This window comes from Vibrio sp. 03_296 (assembly GCF_002265885.1).
The window spans coordinates 73778-91822 of record NZ_NPKW01000157.1; the positions used below are offsets into that span (position 1 = coordinate 73778).

Consider the following 18045-nt stretch of genomic DNA (forward strand, 5'->3'; position numbering starts at 1 on the left):
GAAAAAGCGGCTTTATTCATTTTTGGCGAATTAAACTACATCTTGCGTTTAAATTGGTTATTAATTTACATCTTTTGATTGAAAATGGTGCCAAAAACTGCAAATTATCTGCTCTAATAGCGCGATGAACTGCATGTGTGCTTGTTTGCTGGTTCATGATGTCGTTATTTTTCTAATTTTGCAGTTTTTAATTTTATAGAGGAAGAAAATGAAATCTCGTGCGCCATTTTGTATCCGTCATGCGGCAGCTGATACTTTTGCTATGGTGGTTTTTTGCTTTATCTCAGGGATGATTATCGAGATTCTGATTTCTGGAATGACTTTCCAGCAATCTCTGGCATCAAGAACGTTATCTATTCCGGTTAACATCGCGATCGCGTGGCCTTATGGTGTGTTTCGTGATTGGGTTCTTCGCCAAGGTGCGCGCGTATCGACCAGTGGGCTGATGAAAAACGTATCCGATTTAGTCGCTTATGTGCTTTTTCAATCGCCAGTCTACGCTGGTATTTTGCTTGCGGTAGGCGCATCGACAGAGCAGATCATCACGGCAGTGACCAGCAATGCGATCATCTCTTGCGGTATGGGCGTTCTGTATGGCTACTTCCTAGATATGTGTCGCCGTTGGTTTAAGGTCCCAGGCTACTATCAGCAAGCATAATTGATGGTAGATTGCTCGATTTAGCCAATTACTAGCCAACTAAACTCCTCATGGCGCTTTTTTTTAAAACTGGGCTTGACCAATCCCAAGATAATCATTAAATTAGCGCCTCGTTGGCACGAGTTGCCACACAAAATTTGATTCGGTGAGTTGTCCGAGTGGCTGAAGGAGCACGCCTGGAAAGTGTGTGTACGGCAACGTACCGAGAGTTCGAATCTCTCACTCACCGCCACATTCTAAAAGGTCTGATTTATCAGGCCTTTTTTCATATCTGAAGGTTCTATAAGATAGCTGCAGCCCACACTGGAGCTAATACATGCTATTTAATCATCTCATTCTACTACAAAGTAATTCACCACTCCGTTGTTTGAGTTAGCGTTTTATGTATTAAAAACTCAATGTTTCTGTTGTCCATCTATCTACTAGCGAGAGGAAGTTGTGGTTTGATGGTAGCTAGCTAACTTGCTAGAGTAACGTCAAAGGAGCATCGTTGGGTAGGACTATGGATTTTCAGCTTTTTAAATCGCTCGTTGACGAGATTAAGGTAGGTAAACAGTTACCAGATGCTGTTTATTTTCATCGAGATGCAATGGTCGCCATACCTGGGCCGCTGCAAAAATTCATTCCGGCTGTAGCAAACGCAGTTAAACTTCCTGATGAACAATGGAATCTCATCAAGCTATTCAAAAATGAGTTTCGATTGTCATTGCTTAGTTATCCCGAGTTCTACAGTGACTCATATCCAGCATTAGCGCAGAGTCTTAACGTCGACTTAAGCAAACTAAGCCACAAAGTGACTTGCTATCGCTCTTCAGATAATCCGCCTATTTTGCACCGTAAGGAAACCATGGTGTTACCAAGTAGCGAGTACTATGAACATTTTGTTGCTTTAACGAAAGAAGGAGAAAGAGCCGGATTATACGACAATACTAGAACGATTGGTTTTAGGCGCTCTTGGCTAAATTTGATTCAGAAGAAAGGATTTTGCTTAATCGAAGGCCGTTTACTCAAAGCAAATGGTAACGATGATAATGTTAGTGAAGAGTTGGAATTCGGGATAGATCGCCACAAAACTGCAATTGTCCGCCATGAGTTATCCGGTCCAATGAAATCCTTGGCAAAACAAGGTTACTTAGATGGTCGATTTTCTATATTCGATTATGGATGTGGGCGAGGTGATGACCTTCGGGAGCTAGAGGCACATGGTCTTGATGTTTTAGGGTGGGACCCGGTTTTTCTCCCCGATAACGATAAAGTAAATTCGGACATTGTAAACTTAGGGTTTGTGCTAAACGTCATTGAGGATCAGGACGAGCGGTTAGATGCTCTTTTGAGTGCTTGGGATCTGGCTGATAGAATACTCGTGGTTTCTGTAATGTTGGCCAATGAATCTTACATAGCCCAGTTCCAACCTTATAAAGATGGCGTAATAACCTCTCGCAACACCTTCCAGAAATATTACGCGCAATCTGAGATCAAGGGATACTTAGAGCGTTCTTTGCAGGAGGATATTATCGCTGTTGGTCCCGGTACTTTCTACATATTCAAGGATAAGCTGGAAGAACAACGTTATCTCCAAAGCAAATATCAAAGGCATTATGGATGGAGGCAGCTTACCTCACCTCGAGCACTCGATAGTAAAGATAAGGCCAAGATCTTAATAACGCAGAACGCAGAGCTCTTTGATGCATTTTGGAACGCTTGCTTAGAGCTTGGGCGTATACCGTCAAACGACGAGTTTGAGCGTTCGTTAGAAGTGAAAAGGCTAGTCGGCTCTCATAAAAAAGCTTTCGCATTGCTGCAAGAGGTATTTGATACTCATGAGTTTGCTGCTGCAGAAAAATCGCGGAAAGAGGATCTTCTTGTCTACTTTGCTATGGGGCTTTTTGAGAAGAGGAAACCATACACACAGCAGGCGGAGAGTGTAAAGCGAGACATCAAAGCTTTCTTTGATGACTACCGTACAGCGATAAATTTAGCTACCGAGTTGCTGTTTGCTATAGCGAATACAAAGCTTATTGATGAACAGTGTGTAAAAGCACACCAGCATTTGCCAGCCAGTATTCTCAACCACGGCCATTCTCTGATTTTTCACAAAATGTATATCGACGCATTGCCGTTACTGCTGCGTGTTTATGTAGGTGCAGCTATCCAGATGTACGGTGAGTTGGATGATTCTGTTGACCTCATCAAGATACATATCACATCAGGCAAGCTCACGCTGACACACTACGATGACTTTGAACAATCTGTGCCGTTTTTGGTAGAGCGCACAAAAGTAAAAATGGCAGATCAGGACATTGATTTCTTCGACTATGTTGATGAATCACGCAGACCACCACTTCTCAATAAACATCTGTTGCTTGGCGAACAACATGAACAATATGGAAAACAAAAGAGCTTTGATGTTCGACTATCAAAGCTCTTAGGTACAACGGTAACAAATGAAGTCATTTTGCACCGACAATTGTACGAAGAGCGCTTGCTTCAAGCAGGAAAAACTGTCTCCGGCTTTCGGCTCACCTCTCGCTAAGTTGATATGGAGGAAGGCTTATGCGATAAGTACGCCGGGCAATTTCTTCGGACATACCAATCGCAGTCAGGACATGTGAAGCCACATTTGAGAGCGCATTACACGCAGAGCCTTGAGAAATCAACCAAGGGTAATCACTCATAAATCGCTTCACTTCTTCATCAGTACGGAATGTAACACTCCAAGTTGACGGTACAACATCCAAGCCGCCGTTTCTTGTAAAATCAAATTGCGACATGACTTCGAGGAAATACTCCTCTATAGGGTTTGCTGTTGTTGGATAACATTTTACAGCAGTTGCAAGCCCTACGATCAACGGGGTCGGAGATGTGCCACCTCGCAATCCTGCTTCTTGTCCACCGCCGTGAATAAGTGGGACTAGTTCAGAGTCTCTAGCGTCACGAACGTAAAGCGCACCGATCCCTTTCGGGCCGTAGATTTTATGGCCCGATAAAGAGAGCATATCTATATCCATATCGTCTACATCGATATCACACTTGCAAAAGCTCTGAGCAGCGTCAGTATGAAATGGAATATTGTGCTCAAAAGCTACCGCACCAAACTCTTGTATGGGCTGAATGGTCCCGAGTTCATTGTTGACGTGGTGGATGGAAATAAGAATGGTTTCACTTCGTATTTCTGCGGCAAGAGAAGACGGAGAGATGCGACCATTGCAATCTGGTGTGAGATAAGTCACATCAAAGCCGATTGACTCGAGAAAAGCACAAGTACTGAGAATACACTTGTGTTCTATCTCTGAAGTAATGATATGCCCCTTATTCTCAAGGTGTTTAAAAGCCACACCTTTTAGAGCAAGGTTGTTCGCTTCGCTAGCTCCACTCGTAAAAATTATCTCGCTAGGTAGCGCACCTATTTTCTCTGCAATACACTCTCTGGCTTTTTGGATTTCCTGAGCACAGGCTCTTCCAGCTTGATGGGCCGATGAGGCATTCGCAAACTTTTCGTGTTCCCATGGTTTCATAGAGTCTAAAACACTCTGTGAAACCGGTGTTGATGCTGCATAGTCGAAGTAGGTATTCATAAAGCTTAGAGGTGTTCAAGGTTTAAACTGTACGTTGTTATCTTATACCTCTGAAGGAATATCTTGAAGTAAATTATTGCTTTGATATTGGTAAGTGTATGATTGTATGTATAATATCGACAAATCAACATGTGCATATGTACTGCGATAGCGTTTTCTAGTTTTTTTAATATCATAAGAGTATTTCTTGAACCTTCTGCTGAGCTGTGTCTCACTTTAATTAAAATGCTGTTTAAAAATACAGTATTTTGATGTGTCTCGTCAAAAGTACCTAGACCTGAGCATATTAATGTGTAAGATCGCAATTGGATAAAATCTCCAAATCAGCAAGGTAAGAACATTGAGCATCGAAACAACAACCCTGAAATTCTCCGGACATCAAACCTTTCCTATTCGTTATGGATGGATTTATAAAATAATTCAAGAGGTTGCAAGAGGAGAGTCCCTCTCAAGCAGTTCAAATATTGAAAAGCAAATGCAGTCGATGGGTATGGGCAAAAACATGGTGCTTTCTGTGCGTCATTGGATTCGAGCTTTAAACTTGGTCAATTGTGTAGATAGTACGAAGCAGCTGTACGAGCTGACACCTTTGGCGAAGCACTTGTTTACAAGCGACGAAGGACGGCCTGCTTACGATGAATATCTCGACAAAATAGGTACAACCTGGTTGCTGCACTGGTTACTGCAATCAATGCCTGCAAGCAATGGTGAACTAAATTCATCTCGTTTTTTCTTCAATTATTTCAATGGTATAAAAGTAAAGAAAGATGCTCTGTTAATCGATATTAATGACGCACTTGTAAATCATGCAAAAGAGTTAACAGAAGCAACACTAAGTAAAGATATTGATTGCTTCCTTCAAATGTATGCACATAAATCATTGCAATCAAGCAAGATAAATGAAGACAGTTTTGCATCTCCTTTTACTGAGCTTGAACTATTGAAGCAAGAGGATGCAAAAAGTTATGTCGCAGAGCTTAATAGACGTCCGACACTTCCAGTGGAGGTTTTTACCTTCGCACTTATCGATTTTATGCAGAGAAAGCAACAAGACAGCAATACAAACACGTTGTCATTTGAATCATTACTCAAAGATGTGGGCTCTCCAGGACGAGTTTTCCGGCTGTCTTCTAGCGGACTGAGTGACAAATTAGATCAAGTAGAAGCACTAACGGAAGGGAAAATTGCTTGGACAGATACACAAGGCTTGCGACAGGTTCAGCACTCGTTTTCAGATATCAGTAACATCAATCCAGAGCAGTATTTAAAACGCTATTACAAATCAGAGGAAAAATAAGTCGTGATTTTAAGCAACACATATTCTATCGCTGCACGTCATCAACGTTCGACCCGAATTGACAGTGACTTAAGCGAAGATTTCTTTTCTGGTTTGGTTTACCACGGTACTGCACAGTCGTCATTAGAAACGCTCTTTCGTCAGTACTCGCAAGCTGGTCAAAGTGCTTACACATTAACTGGTGCCTATGGTTCTGGTAAGTCGACGGTTGCGCTGCTTTTGGCGGGGTTGCTTCACCCTGATTCGGGTATTCGTATTTCTGCGATCAATGCTATCAACGAACAGTCTAAGTCTCTGGTTGCAGAGAGTGTAAAATATAACGAAGGTTGGCTACAAATACGCTCAGTCGGAGGAGTTTATGGTCCTGTTGAGTCTTTTTGGAAAGCAACTTTAAAGGCTTTGGAAGAGCATCCTAATACTAGAGACACCGAAACACTGAACAAGTATTTTAAGGCGCGCATCGAAAATGAAAGCGATCTTATCAGTACTTGGAAGTCGCTTTTTGAAGATGTGGCATCGCTTGTTGATGGTGTGCTTATCATTGCGGATGAAATGGGGAAAAGCCTAGAGTACATCAATCGCAGTGGTGGAGATCTGCATCTATTCCAAGATATTGCTGAAGAACTCTCTCGAATTGAAACACCCGTTATTTTTTTGGGTCTTTTGCACCAAGCATTTAGCGAGTATGCAAAAGAGCGAGGCTCAAAATTGCAAGAAGAGTGGGGGAAAATCCAAGGGCGTTATAGCGATATTCTGTATAACGTATCAACAGATGAAACCGTTTCGCTCATCAGTAATTCGATAAAAACAACTAAATCCAAGAGCGAGGAAGATACTCTGGTCCGCAGTGTACTCAGTGCGCTTGATGATAAACAGCAGCGAAAAGATCTGCTAGTGAGTCGTTTAGAGCAATGTATGCCGCTGCATCCTCTAACTGCTCTGTTACTGGGACCAATTGCAAAGCGTCGATTTAGCCAAAATGAGCGAAGCACGTTTAGTTTTCTTAACTCACATGAGCAGTTTAGTTTTCAGCTTTTCTTGCAACAAACGAGTGATGAAAACGCCCGTTACGATCTGAGTTATCTTTGGGATTATCTCGAAGCAAACATGGAGCATGCTATTTTAGGCTCTCCTGATGGTCATGGCTGGGCAACAGCCGCGGAGGCTATTCGAAAAGCTTCTAAGCAAGACTTCTCACCTGAAACTATAAAGTTGTTGAAAGCGATTTCTCTCATCACCCTGTTTGGCAAAGCGGCCAACTTGACTGCAACGAACCAATTGCTTCTCACTGCGACAGCAATCAATCAGCCTGAACAGCTAGACAAGGTGCTCGAGCAGCTAAAAAATGCTTCATGCATAGTTTTTAGAAAGCACCAATCATCTTGGGACGTCTTTGAAGGTTCAGATCTCGATATTGCAGCTTTAGTTGAAGAGAAAATAGAGCAGCTGCAAGATAGCAATGAAGCTCTACAACGTATCAACTATAACTCTCAAGTGATCGCAAAAGGTCATTATCATGAGTTTGGAACGCTTCGTTGGGCTTCACAAAGTGTAGCTCTTCAACTTAGCAGTATCGATATGACGAGCTTGGTCAAATCTCGCAATGGAGAATTCGCTAACTTCTTGCTGCTTCTAAAAGAAGAACCTGAAGAGCAGTTGCGAGAACTGACACGCAACAATAAGTCTTTGATGATCGCTTGTGCCTCAAATGCCGCTGATATCATTAGTTTATCAAATGAAAAGTACGCGTTAGAACTGATTAAAAGCGATAAAACTACGGGTGCGGATCTCGCTCACGACAAAGTCGCGAGAGAAGAGCACAGAGCGAGAACATTTAACGCGCAATCAGCTTTGGAAACTGCCCTGACAACAGCATTTACTAGTGCGCGTTGGGTATATAATGGCGTGGTTTATGACAAAGAGACCATGAGTGAGATTGCAACATTTGCTGCGGACAGTATTTTCAACCAAACGCCCAGAATCCTAAATGAGTTGGTAAATCGAAATAAGTTATCAGGTACCGCAGTCGCGGCACTGAAAAAACTACTCCAAGCGATGCTGGAGAAAGAGTCATGTGAAGACTTAGGGATTTCCGGCTTCCCACCTGAAAAGTCCATGTATATCAGCTGTCTAAAAAATACTGATATACACTCTGCCGAGGGCGAGAAAGGACAGCATTGGTTTATCGACAATCTAGATAAGAACCTCAACGCTGTTTTCGCCGCTGCAGAGGCTCGTTTGAAGGAACGCAAAGGAAAAGAAGTCGTACTCACTGAAATCGCTGAACTTTGGTCTAATGCTCCTTTTGGTTTGACTAAAGGTGTAATTCCAATATTTCTTTTAGCTTTCCTGAAGGCTTTAGGAGACCAAATTGCTTTTTATGAGAAAGATATCGCTGGCGAGTTAGCTTTTATTGCTGAACCAGATCTTGACTATGTGCATAAACTGATTAGAAATCCGAGTGATCTTGCGGTTAAGTACATTGTCCTAGCTAAAGACGAGCAGGATTGGCTTCAACACTTAGCAGTATTTACTTCAACGTTTACTAACCGTAATGTGTCAAACAACATTCTAGCGGTTGCCACACCGTTAGTGACAACAATGCATAATCTGCCGCAGTGGGTAAAAAATGCACACAATATTGTTACTGATGATACCGAGCGTAACAAAACGTATCTGAGAATACGAGATCTTTTTTTACAAGCCAACGATCCTCACGCTCTATTAATCAAGAATTTAAGAAGAGAACTAAGTTCATGTAGTGGTGAAGAGTTCTCGAGTCAAATTGACGTATTAGAGGATTGTTTTAAAGTCCTGAGCCAAAAGCACGAACAAATGCTGGCGACGATCAAAGCAAAAGTAAAAAACATCTTCCCTGAAACGGGCGATGAACTTGCGCAGATGTGTCAATACGTAGAGCAAAACTCAGGTGATTTACGTTTAAAAGCTTTTGCTCGGGAGCTGGCTAAGAGCGATACCGGATTGTTACAGTGGTTGGAAAGCATTATTCAAATTGTAACTGGCCGTAGTAAACAAAATTGGAACGAAGGGGTTCTCCAATCTGCATCGAACAAAATCGGTGATTATGCACAAGATTTTTTAAGTGTGGCTAAATCTCAACATAGTGGAGAACAGCATTCAGGTAATTCCAAGACAAAGCTTGTATCGCTAGTGCTTGAGGGGGATGATGGCAAGCTCACCTCCTTCAGAAGAGAAATTCGAGATATTGAATTGGATACTCTAAAAGGCACTATGGATACCGTAGAGAGCCAACTTGCAAAACTGGATGACTTCCAGAGAATTAGTGTACTACAGAAGCTATTGCGAAAATCGCTCGAAGCTCAAGGCTAAAGAACACAGGTATTATCAATGAGTGAGCAACGTAAAGTAAAACATGTTCTGGGGTTATCAGGAGGGAAGGATAGTGCTGCACTAGCCGTTTACATGGCCCGGAACTACCCCGAACTCGACATCGAGTATTTTTTCACAGATACGGGCAAGGAGCTGCCCGAGGTCTATGAATACCTAGAGCAATTGGAGATTGTTCTAGGTAAGCCTATTTTGCATATCAATGACAAAAAAGGGTTCGATTATTGGTTGGAGCAACATAACAACTACTTACCTGCAGGCCAGCAGCGTTGGTGTACGATTCGTATGAAGCTAGAGCCTTTCGAGAAGTGGATAAAACCTTATCTTGAAGACGGTTATGAAGTTATTTCCTATGTTGGTATTCGAGCTGATGAGCCTTGGCGTGATGGTTATAGGCCCAATGAAAATCAGAAATACCTTACGATCAAAATGCCCTTTGCCGAAGATGGTATAAAAAAGCAGGGTGTTTTAGATATTCTCGACAGTGCAGGGTTAGGGTTACCGAAATACTACGAATGGCGTTCTCGATCTGGATGTACATTTTGCTTCTTCCAAAGAAAAATCGAATGGGTGCGTTTGCGTGAGGAGCATCCAGAAGCGTTCGAAGAAGCTAAATCGTATGAAAAACGCGCAGAGACCAGTGCTAACGGAGAGACCTTTTTCTGGATGGGGCCAAATGAGCCATTAGAAACATTGGAGGATCCTGAGCGCATTAAGCAGATTAAGGAAAATCACGAAAAGGTAAAAGCACGTTTTGAGAAGAAAAAGCAACGTGAGCGCAAGCGCCGCTTAGGTATGCATGCCATGGTAGACGAAAGCATGCTTATTGATACTTTAGATATGGATGCCATGTACGACCTTGAAGAAGGTGGTGGAGCTTGTATTACTTGTTATAAGTAAAAAAACAGGTTCATCGCGGATAAGCGGGAAGCCAAAACAAAAACGGTAGTAAGTGATAGAGTTTTATCGCCAAACAAAACCTACACAAACTACCGTTCTCATGTCGAATCATACTTTCCTATCTTCATTCTGGGAAGACTTTCATATTGTAAAGTCTCATCAGACTGCATCATTGATGAAGCTCACTCTCGAACCGAACTCTACCGCTAAGTGCCCGTGTTGACTTAAAGCTCAAGCCGTACATGAGTATCAGTGGCGCAACGTGAAAGAAGCGACACTGCTTGGAATGCCCGTTGAACTGTCCGTCCAAACTCGACGCATTAAGTGTAGTCACTGCGGTATTAAAACGGAACGATTATCTTGGTTAGAGCCTTATGCTCGTATCACCAATCATCTACGAAGCTATATAGAACAGTTGTTGCCGCTGTTGCCTATTAAGCATATTGCCCAATTGACAGGTGTTCATTGGCACACAATCAAAGAGATAGATAAGCGTCGACTTCAACAAGTAGTACCTCAAGTTAAATGGGGTGAATTAAGGCAACTCGTCATGGATGAGTTCGCGATTTTTAAGGGACATCGTTATGCCACCGTCATTGCTGACGCTAAAAGCCATCAGGTTATCTGGATTGGACTGGGCCGAAGCCGTAAGGATATTCGACCGTTCTTCGAGCAGTTAGGTGAGCATGGCAAAAACATCGAAGCGGTAGCAATGGATATGAATACGGCTTTTGACCTTGAAGTCCAAGAGCATTGCCCAAATGCCCGTATCGTTTACGACTTGTTCCACGTTGTTGCTAAATTCGGTCGCGAAGTGATGGATAGAGTCAGAGTCGACCAAGCCAATAAGCTAAAACAAGATAAAAAAGCAAGGCAATGGGTCAAGCGTTCTCGCTGGGTGTTATTGAAAAATAGGGATAATTTAAATACACAACAGGAAAGCTATCTCACTGAAATATTGAATATGAATCAGGATCTAATGACAACCTACTTACTGGGTGCGCAATTAAAGGAACTGTGGCGCTGCGGATCAGAACTTCAGGCTAAAAACCTATGGCAGGTATGGTGGGAGCAAGTGAATGAGAGTGGGATTAAGCCGCTAAAAGAGTTCGCTCGAAAGCTCCGTCCATACCTTCATGGGATTACTGCTTCAGCAAGCTACCCACTGAACACCTGTACGCTTGAAGGGATAAATAACAAGATAAAGTTAATCAAGCGGATGGGATATGGCTATCGAGATACAGATTACTTCTTCTTAAAGATTAAAGCGGCTTTCCCCGGAAAGCCGCGATGAACCAAAAAACAGCCTAAATAACAAGGCTGTTTAATTGGATTAGATTGGACTTAATGACCATTAATTGGAGGTTAAGTCTTTGATTAAATTCCTAACAACCAGAGATGAGATGTTGAAGCTCCTTTGATCAACAAAATCTGGAGACCAAGAATAATTAGTATCTATCGCACCATCTACTGTTGTTGTTAGCCACTTCTCTAAGCGTTCAACAATAGGCTTTAAGTGATGTTGGGTTGGAGTTGACTTTGCATTCTGAGTCACTTTTGGCTGTGCGGCTAATTTTACATCAGTATTAATCAAGTGCGAGTACGCTGCTAGTTTGCTGTCAGTATCTTCTGCAATAGATGCATTGTTATCCGACTTCAATAAAGTTAAATTTCCAATCGAGTGAATTTTTGTCGATGAAATGAATAGTGCTTCCCAATGGCTAATGCTATCGATTTTTTCTGAATTCTGAGGGCATATATGTTCTATACTTTGTGTGTTTTCATTCATCCATATGTTTGGAGTTAAGTACTCGGGCCCTTTAATATCTTCAATCAGTAATCCGGGTACATCGGGGTCTAGGACTTTTTTGTGGGTGTTAAGAATTAAAATGAACCTTAAAACGGATGAACCTTGTTTATTGTATCTACAGTTCGAGGAAAAAGACTCCAGAAAGCTTTTTGCTATTGGCAGCTTTCCGAATTTTTGTTTTGCTTCAGCATATAGCTCTTTCCTAAGGGTAGAAACTACAACTGCTACATTCAACGCTTTGTCATCAGTTTTTCTAAAAGAGAAGTTATGTTTATATAGCTTTTTATAAAAATTATCTGGATGTTTATCTAATCCAACTCTATACAAGGTAAATATAGATGTTACTGCCTTCACTATTTTCTGGAATTCACAAACTCTGTCTTTAAACTCTCCTTCACTTTCTGCTAACCTAGCCTTGTGAAAAAATCTGATTAATAAAGGGTGGTGAAGGTCATGATTCGAGTCGCTTAGATACATTAGAGACGTAATACAATCATCTGATAATGTTATTTTACCAATATCACTAGATGAGTTTTTTAGATAGTATTCTGAATATGTACCATTTACACTGTTAACTTCTTTTAACTTGGATTTATTGATAATAAAAAGTTCTACATACTCTATGGTGCTTTGAATTATAGATACGAACTCATCTGTTTTCTCAGTTTTAGTTTGATCTCTAGTAAACTCATCAAAGCAATTCTTAAGCCAAGTCCGTTGTAGACTTAATGAGCTAGGGTCTAAATCTCCATGCATCAACATGCAGAATTTATGGAAAAACTGTTTTGTTTTTCTTTCTTTTATTTTTAGGTTTTTATTAAACCAATCGTTAATATTTTTATATGTATTGCTAGTGTTGGATTTTATATAGTTTTCATTGCTGTTTTTGTACTGTGATGAAATGCTAGGTTTCAGCATTTGTAGTGCCGTCAGTTGCACCCCCGTCGAGTTTAGGGATTGAAACATATCTAGTGCTGCGTTTTCAGTAGGTGAAGAAATTACAGTGAACGCACAGTAGTTTAACAAGTAATGTAGTATGGCTATATTGTTTATTATTGGTTTTATGACTCGAGCTCGGCATTCATTTTTATCAATATAGTCTTTAATATCGATGCCTTGTTCATTACAATCTTCAATGAAGTCATCATTAAATAGGTCTTCAATATTATGAGTTTCATCAAGACAAAAGTAGTCGTCATCTTCAAATGCTGTTTTAATTGCGTTGTCAATAGCAGTAACAACACTTGAAAGAGAAGTCCCTTTACTACCTGATTCTATATCCACTAATGTGTTAGTGGATTTTTCTGTTTCAATTGCTTTGATAGCATCATACAGATATTTGGATATAGGAGATAAGTAACGAGATCTTTCTGGGCTATCTCCCCATAAATCTGAATCTCGTCTGATTAACACTGGTCTAGTTACGGATGTGGCAGGGATATTTTTAGAGAATCTTTTTAGGAGCCATTTCTTTTGTATTTCTCTCTTAAGGTGTTTTTTAAGTCTATTTTCAGTTGTGTTGTCTTCTAAGTTCAGTATGGCCTTTTCGAAGTAAAAATAGTAACGAACGAATAATATGAGAAGGGTTGATGTTCTTTGTTGGCCATCAATTATCTCCCTCAAGTTAGCAACGTATTGATTGTTTCCAACGCTTGGATAGAAGTCTTCATCTTCCCTTGCCGTTCGATTCCATTGTATAATGCAGCCTAAAAACTTTGATTTTTCCTCTTTCTTTATTTCAGGTAAGTCGGTTTTAAGAAGTGATTTAACACCAGACAAAATATCAGCGAATAGTTGTTGAACATTCTCATTGCTCCATGAGTATTCTCGTTGATAATCAGGGATTACAAAGTCAGGCGCATTCCCATTCTCTTCGCCATAAAAATATTGGCTAATATAATTTGCTTCACCTGTATAAACCGAATTTGACATCTATTTTTTATTCCTTAATTTTAACACTTCACTCTTCCTTCCAGGGGTATACATCTCGACTTCGTCTTTCGCATATAGTCTTAGATAAGAGTATAAATTCACTTGAAGATCTTTAACCTGCTGTCGATATGGTGCGGGATCATCTTCAAGTGCTTCATGAAGCAGACGCGAGATTTGGCCAAAGCCTAAATCCCTATCACTTTTGTTTTCTCTGATTTGCTGTATTAGCCATTTATAGGCTTTACTTTTTTTAAACAGAGTAGCGGCTAACTCGAAATCTTCTCTGACATTCTCTATCTGTGCGAAGGGTAGCGAAGGATTCACTTCATATTCTTTGACAAAATTCCCAGGAGCACTTAAGGGGAAATCTGACACAAAGAGATCATTTGATTGTGAGATTATATTTTCGGGCCAATCCATTTGAATTCCTGGCTCATCGATTTGTTCTATTTCGGAGATGTATTTTTCCATAGCATCAATCGTTTCTGCTGTTAGCTTATAAGCTGAATCCACAATCTTACTGATAAAGGATTTCGAATCCTCACACGCATTTATCTTTGTGCAAGCTTCTAGATTGCTGACATCAACAAGTGCTAGACCTTTTCCTGTAAGGTTGGCACTGCCATTAAAGATGATGTCTTCATCTATCTGATAAATCTTGGCATGAAGATTGGTAAGGGCTCTAACGGTGTAGCCATTGTTTATGCAATCACGTAACGCATTTAAATCGCTAGAGCCTTTAATAAAATCAAGTGGTGAGAAACGACCTACTAACTGTACTATTGGCTTGTTCTCAGAAATTAGATAACTCAACCAGCGAGTTGCTGGTTGAGTCATAAACGCAGAGATAACAGTCAAGGTATTGCAATTAGGAAGAATCGCTTCTAACTCCGATTTAAGTTCAGCATTAGAAATCAAGCTCGACATTAGAAATCATCCATACTGTCATCTGACGGTTCTTCCAAGAACTCGCTAATCACCAGACCCCATTCTCGTCTTATTGTGTTTAAGTATGCTAAGCGGCGGTCATCGGTAGTTTCGTTCATTACCCGAGCGAAACCTGCAATTGTTGTTTGCATGACTTCAAGCTCATCAGGACCAAGTTTGCTTACCAGCTTTTTGTAAAACACATGGTTTGTATTGAACAGCACGAGGGTAAGGCCCTTACTCGTTGATACATCAAAGAACGCTTCTGAATCACGTGCAACATCTTCAATTAAGAAACGGTTGCCTGTCAGGATAAGGCGCTCAGCTTTTTCTTCCGCTTCTTCCTCGGTCATACCACCTGCTGCTTTCAGATGGTCTATAACGTCTTTTTTGTTTAACTCTTTGGGAGGCTCATCTTTTGACTTGTGGCCATGGCTGTCACGATGTGCAGAGCCTTGCGTAGCTTTAGAAGCAGCGCCTTCTGAAGCAGTTTTGGGCTGTTCGCCTTTTACTGCTTTACCTTCAACGTTGATCGTTTCTAATTTTTTAGTCAAGTCTGTTACATGTTTCTTTATAGCACTGACGACCTTGAGAACTTGGAGTAGTGAGTCTGAGTTTTCTTCGAGATCACGCAGGTATTCTTGTTCAGAGTCGAAGCCCGCTTGAATGGATAGATTCTTTATCTCATACGGGATCAGTTTTACTGCATCTTGCTTATTGTTCGTAACACCAAAGACTGCGTCCAATGTTGGTGGAAAAGATATTTCGATACCGATAAAGCGACCTTTGCTCTCTCTCAATGCTGAAGTGAGGAAAGAATCTCTCAACACAAGTTCTCTATTTGCACGAACAATGGATACGCCCACGTTCTTACCACAGTGCTTACCCCAGGGAGTTCCTCCTAGACGCCCTACGGTTTCTTTGAGAATTCTGTTGGCGATGTTCTTTTTGACCATTGAGGTCGTTATCGTGACATCATCTCGCTTTGGTTCACCGTTTTCATCAATGTACTCAACGGATATGACCTCTTCGTCCATTTTTTCAAAAAAAGCTTCGCCTTTATAACTTCCTGGAAGTTCAGGCAAAGAAGTATTCTTTTTGAGATACATTGGGTCATTGGCTTTAAATGTTTCACGTTCGTAAACATCAAGCCGATCTTCACCTGACTTTCTATAGGTAATGCTTTCGATTTTGATATTCTCGTCACTGATGAAGTTGCGGTACATTCTGCCCACTAAGTGTTCACAATGGCGATATATTGACTTGCCCGTTTTCCAGCTGAGTCGATCGAGCTTTGACCAGATAATCAGTGTTCCTGATTCTGGCCTTTTCGTGAAAAATGCTTTTTCATATGTTGAAGGTATTGGACTAGCGACCGGAAGTGGAACCTCTTCTAACTGGCCGCTCTTCATCTCATCTACGTCTAGATAGGTGTAATGGGGCTCGCTACCGTTTTGCCAACTCCAGACTTCGACACGCCGACATTGGGAGATAGAAGAGTTTGGTAAACCCATGCCAAATTTACCCATGCCTTTTGTATCTTTCCGATGAGTTCCTCCTCCAAACTGCATTGCAATTCGGAGTGTTTCGGGGCTCATGCCGATACCATTATCCCAAAGAGAAATTTCGGAAACTGAATAGTTTCTTCTTGTGGAAGATTGCTCTTCTATAAAACCAACTTCAACACGACTCGCTGTCGCCTGCAAACTGTTATCTATTAACTCGGCTAGGGCATAAGCGGTGTTGTTATAACCGTTGTCTCTTAAAGACTCAATGACTGTTTCAGCACTTAAAAATCTGTTACTCATTACTTTGTTTCCTTCTCTGCCCACATATCGTTCCAATAGCCGAATGCGAGGCTGATACTCTGAAATTCGGGGATGTCATCCATAACGGTATAGATATTGCACTCCTTGTTACCGCCGCTTTTGTAACCACGCATTGCGCGTCCTGCCATTTGCAGATACTGCACAAGTGAGTTCATAGGCTTAGCAATAACTGTGACATTTGTTTTAGGGGCATCAAAACCCGCAGTTAATACATTAAAATTAACAAGAACTTGTAACTCCCCATTTTTATATTGAGCAATTTTTGCTCTTCTAGTTTCAGAGGTGTCGTTTTTGCTATCAATAGAAGCCGCTTTGATTCCTTTATAGGAAAGTGCTGTAGCGAGGTTTATGCCGTGCTCGACCGTGCACGCAAATACAATAACTTGAGAGTTTTGATGGCACTCGCTAACGATGGTGTCTATGATTTTGCGATTTCGTTCTGGATTATTGGCTAAGGTAGTCATGGTCTCAATACCACCCGCGTCTCTCAGTTCGTAAGCTGCAATTTTTGAATGGTCGTAATTGAGTGACTTAAAGTTCGCTTTAGCAAGATAGCCCTGTTCTACCAAGTAATCTATAGGGGATAGATAACCTGGAATCTTCATCGATATCTTGTTGTTGTAGAAAAATTTCGCCAGCCTTTCATCTTCCAAAGACAAGCCCTCAGCAGAATAACTCCGCCCTGGAGTGGCTGTTAGACCGATTAAGTCGGCATGAAATGTATTAGCAGTGATAAAGTCTTGTACGACTTCTTGAAACTTCGGTGCTACAGCCTTGTGTGCCTCGTCAAAAATGACCAAGGTAACCTTTTCTGCAAGTTCTCTGTATAGAAGTTGCAACTGTCTTGAATCATTTTTCCGTAAGCTTAAAAACTTGTGTAAGCCAGCAACAACAAACCCTGAGTCGATTCCGCTTAAGCTTTCGTTAGAGCTTGAATAAAAGCCGTACAAGGATGTAGGACGATTGCCAATAGATTTCCAGGCTTTAGAAAATTCCTCATATGCTTGAGAGCATAGTTCCTCACGATCCGCTAACCACAGAACTACATTGGTAGGAGACTCTCTTAAATGCTCGCAAGCAATGTTCATCGCAGTACGTGTCTTGCCAGCCCCTGTGGGGAGATGAATCAAAACGCGCTCTTTCTTGTTGTTGAGACTCTCGAAAACTTGTCGACTGATGTCTTGTTGGTAGGGATAAAGGCCATAAGCAGGTTCGAGATATGAAATACTTTCAAACTCAGTTTTTTGTTCTAATTGGCTTTTGTAGAGTTCAGCTAAACCTATTACGGATGCGAAGTCCTCAAGGTTTTCTTCTGACCAACTCGTTATGGCGTCGTAATGCCGAGGAGTGACCTCTTTTGGTTGAAGACCGAAACTCGGGAAAAGTTTGACAAGTTGTTGTGAACTTAGGCGTTCAATTAGTTTGTTTCGCAGACAACTGTCAAAAACAAAGTCAACTTGCTTAACACTTGCAACAACTCTTGCTAAATGCATTTTGTTAAATGATTTTGTTTCTAAGTTACTGTCCGAATCATCAAGCTCAAGAGCAAAATTTATAGAGCTTCTAGGTAGGAAATCTAATAGCTCATCTTCTGAAAAGTTGGAGAGTATTTCGGTAAGCATTCTTCATTCTATGTAGGCATTAGCGCGGAGTGACAGTTCATTCAGCTGCTTGCTCAATTAGTTGATATTTCGGTAAATATAGTACCGTAATGCATCAATACGTACAATATTTGTAAGGTCACAATT

At 41.1% G+C, this 18045-nt stretch carries 10 protein-coding genes, 1 tRNA gene and 1 pseudogene; 7 read left to right on the top strand and 5 right to left on the bottom strand.

Going from position 1 to position 18045, the window contains the following annotated elements; genetic code table 11:
* Positions 1-208 precede the first annotated feature (208 nt).
* The 3 genes from CIK04_RS21815 to CIK04_RS21825 all read left to right on the top strand — a co-directional run bounded on the left by CIK04_RS21815 (position 209) and on the right by CIK04_RS21825 (position 3191).
* Positions 209-658, top strand: a complete 450-nt coding sequence (locus CIK04_RS21815) for an L-alanine exporter AlaE (protein ID WP_011080057.1) — start codon at positions 209-211, stop codon at positions 656-658.
* A 144-nt stretch (positions 659-802) separates the two neighbouring features.
* Positions 803-890: transfer RNA gene (locus CIK04_RS21820), tRNA-Ser, on the top strand.
* Between the two features lie 270 nt (positions 891-1160).
* Positions 1161-3191: a DNA phosphorothioation-associated putative methyltransferase gene (locus tag CIK04_RS21825; protein ID WP_097352956.1), complete on the top strand. Its 2031-nt coding sequence runs from the start codon at positions 1161-1163 to the stop codon at positions 3189-3191.
* Here the strand turns inward: CIK04_RS21825 and CIK04_RS21830 are convergent.
* Positions 3178-4233: a cysteine desulfurase family protein gene (locus tag CIK04_RS21830; protein WP_097352957.1), complete on the bottom strand. Its 1056-nt coding sequence runs from the start codon at positions 4231-4233 to the stop codon at positions 3178-3180. The genes CIK04_RS21825 and CIK04_RS21830 overlap by 14 nt on opposite strands.
* A gap of 340 nt (positions 4234-4573) precedes the next feature.
* Between CIK04_RS21830 and CIK04_RS21835 the strand changes: the two genes are divergently transcribed.
* From CIK04_RS21835 to CIK04_RS21850, 4 genes and pseudogenes are all read left to right on the top strand, one after another.
* A complete protein-coding gene (locus tag CIK04_RS21835; protein WP_097352958.1) occupies positions 4574-5530 on the top strand; it encodes a DUF4007 family protein in 957 nt (318 codons plus the stop codon).
* 3 nt (positions 5531-5533) lie between these two features.
* Positions 5534-8881, top strand: a complete 3348-nt coding sequence (locus CIK04_RS21840; protein WP_097352959.1) for a hypothetical protein — start codon at positions 5534-5536, stop codon at positions 8879-8881.
* 18 nt (positions 8882-8899) lie between these two features.
* On the top strand, positions 8900-9799 hold the full coding sequence (locus tag CIK04_RS21845) for a phosphoadenosine phosphosulfate reductase family protein (protein WP_097352960.1): 900 nt from the start codon (positions 8900-8902) through the stop codon (positions 9797-9799).
* A 100-nt stretch (positions 9800-9899) separates the two neighbouring features.
* Positions 9900-11093: pseudogene (locus CIK04_RS21850) on the top strand (ISL3 family transposase).
* A gap of 60 nt (positions 11094-11153) precedes the next feature.
* Here the strand turns inward: CIK04_RS21850 and CIK04_RS21855 are convergent.
* From CIK04_RS21855 to CIK04_RS21870, 4 genes are read right to left on the bottom strand one after another with little or no spacing between them, the layout of a single operon-like run.
* Positions 11154-13541, bottom strand: coding sequence for a DUF262 domain-containing protein (locus CIK04_RS21855; RefSeq protein WP_097352961.1), 2388 nt, complete (start codon positions 13539-13541; stop codon positions 11154-11156).
* Positions 13542-14468, bottom strand: a complete 927-nt coding sequence (locus CIK04_RS21860) for a phospholipase D-like domain-containing protein (RefSeq protein ID WP_097352962.1) — start codon at positions 14466-14468, stop codon at positions 13542-13544.
* Positions 14468-16276: an ATP-binding protein gene (locus CIK04_RS21865; protein WP_097352963.1), complete on the bottom strand. Its 1809-nt coding sequence runs from the start codon at positions 16274-16276 to the stop codon at positions 14468-14470. Before CIK04_RS21865 ends, CIK04_RS21860 begins: the two co-directional genes overlap by 1 nt.
* Positions 16276-17919, bottom strand: a complete 1644-nt coding sequence (locus CIK04_RS21870; protein WP_097352964.1) for a DEAD/DEAH box helicase — start codon at positions 17917-17919, stop codon at positions 16276-16278. The genes CIK04_RS21865 and CIK04_RS21870 overlap by 1 nt, the downstream gene beginning before the upstream one ends.
* Between the last annotated feature and the right edge of the window lie 126 nt (positions 17920-18045).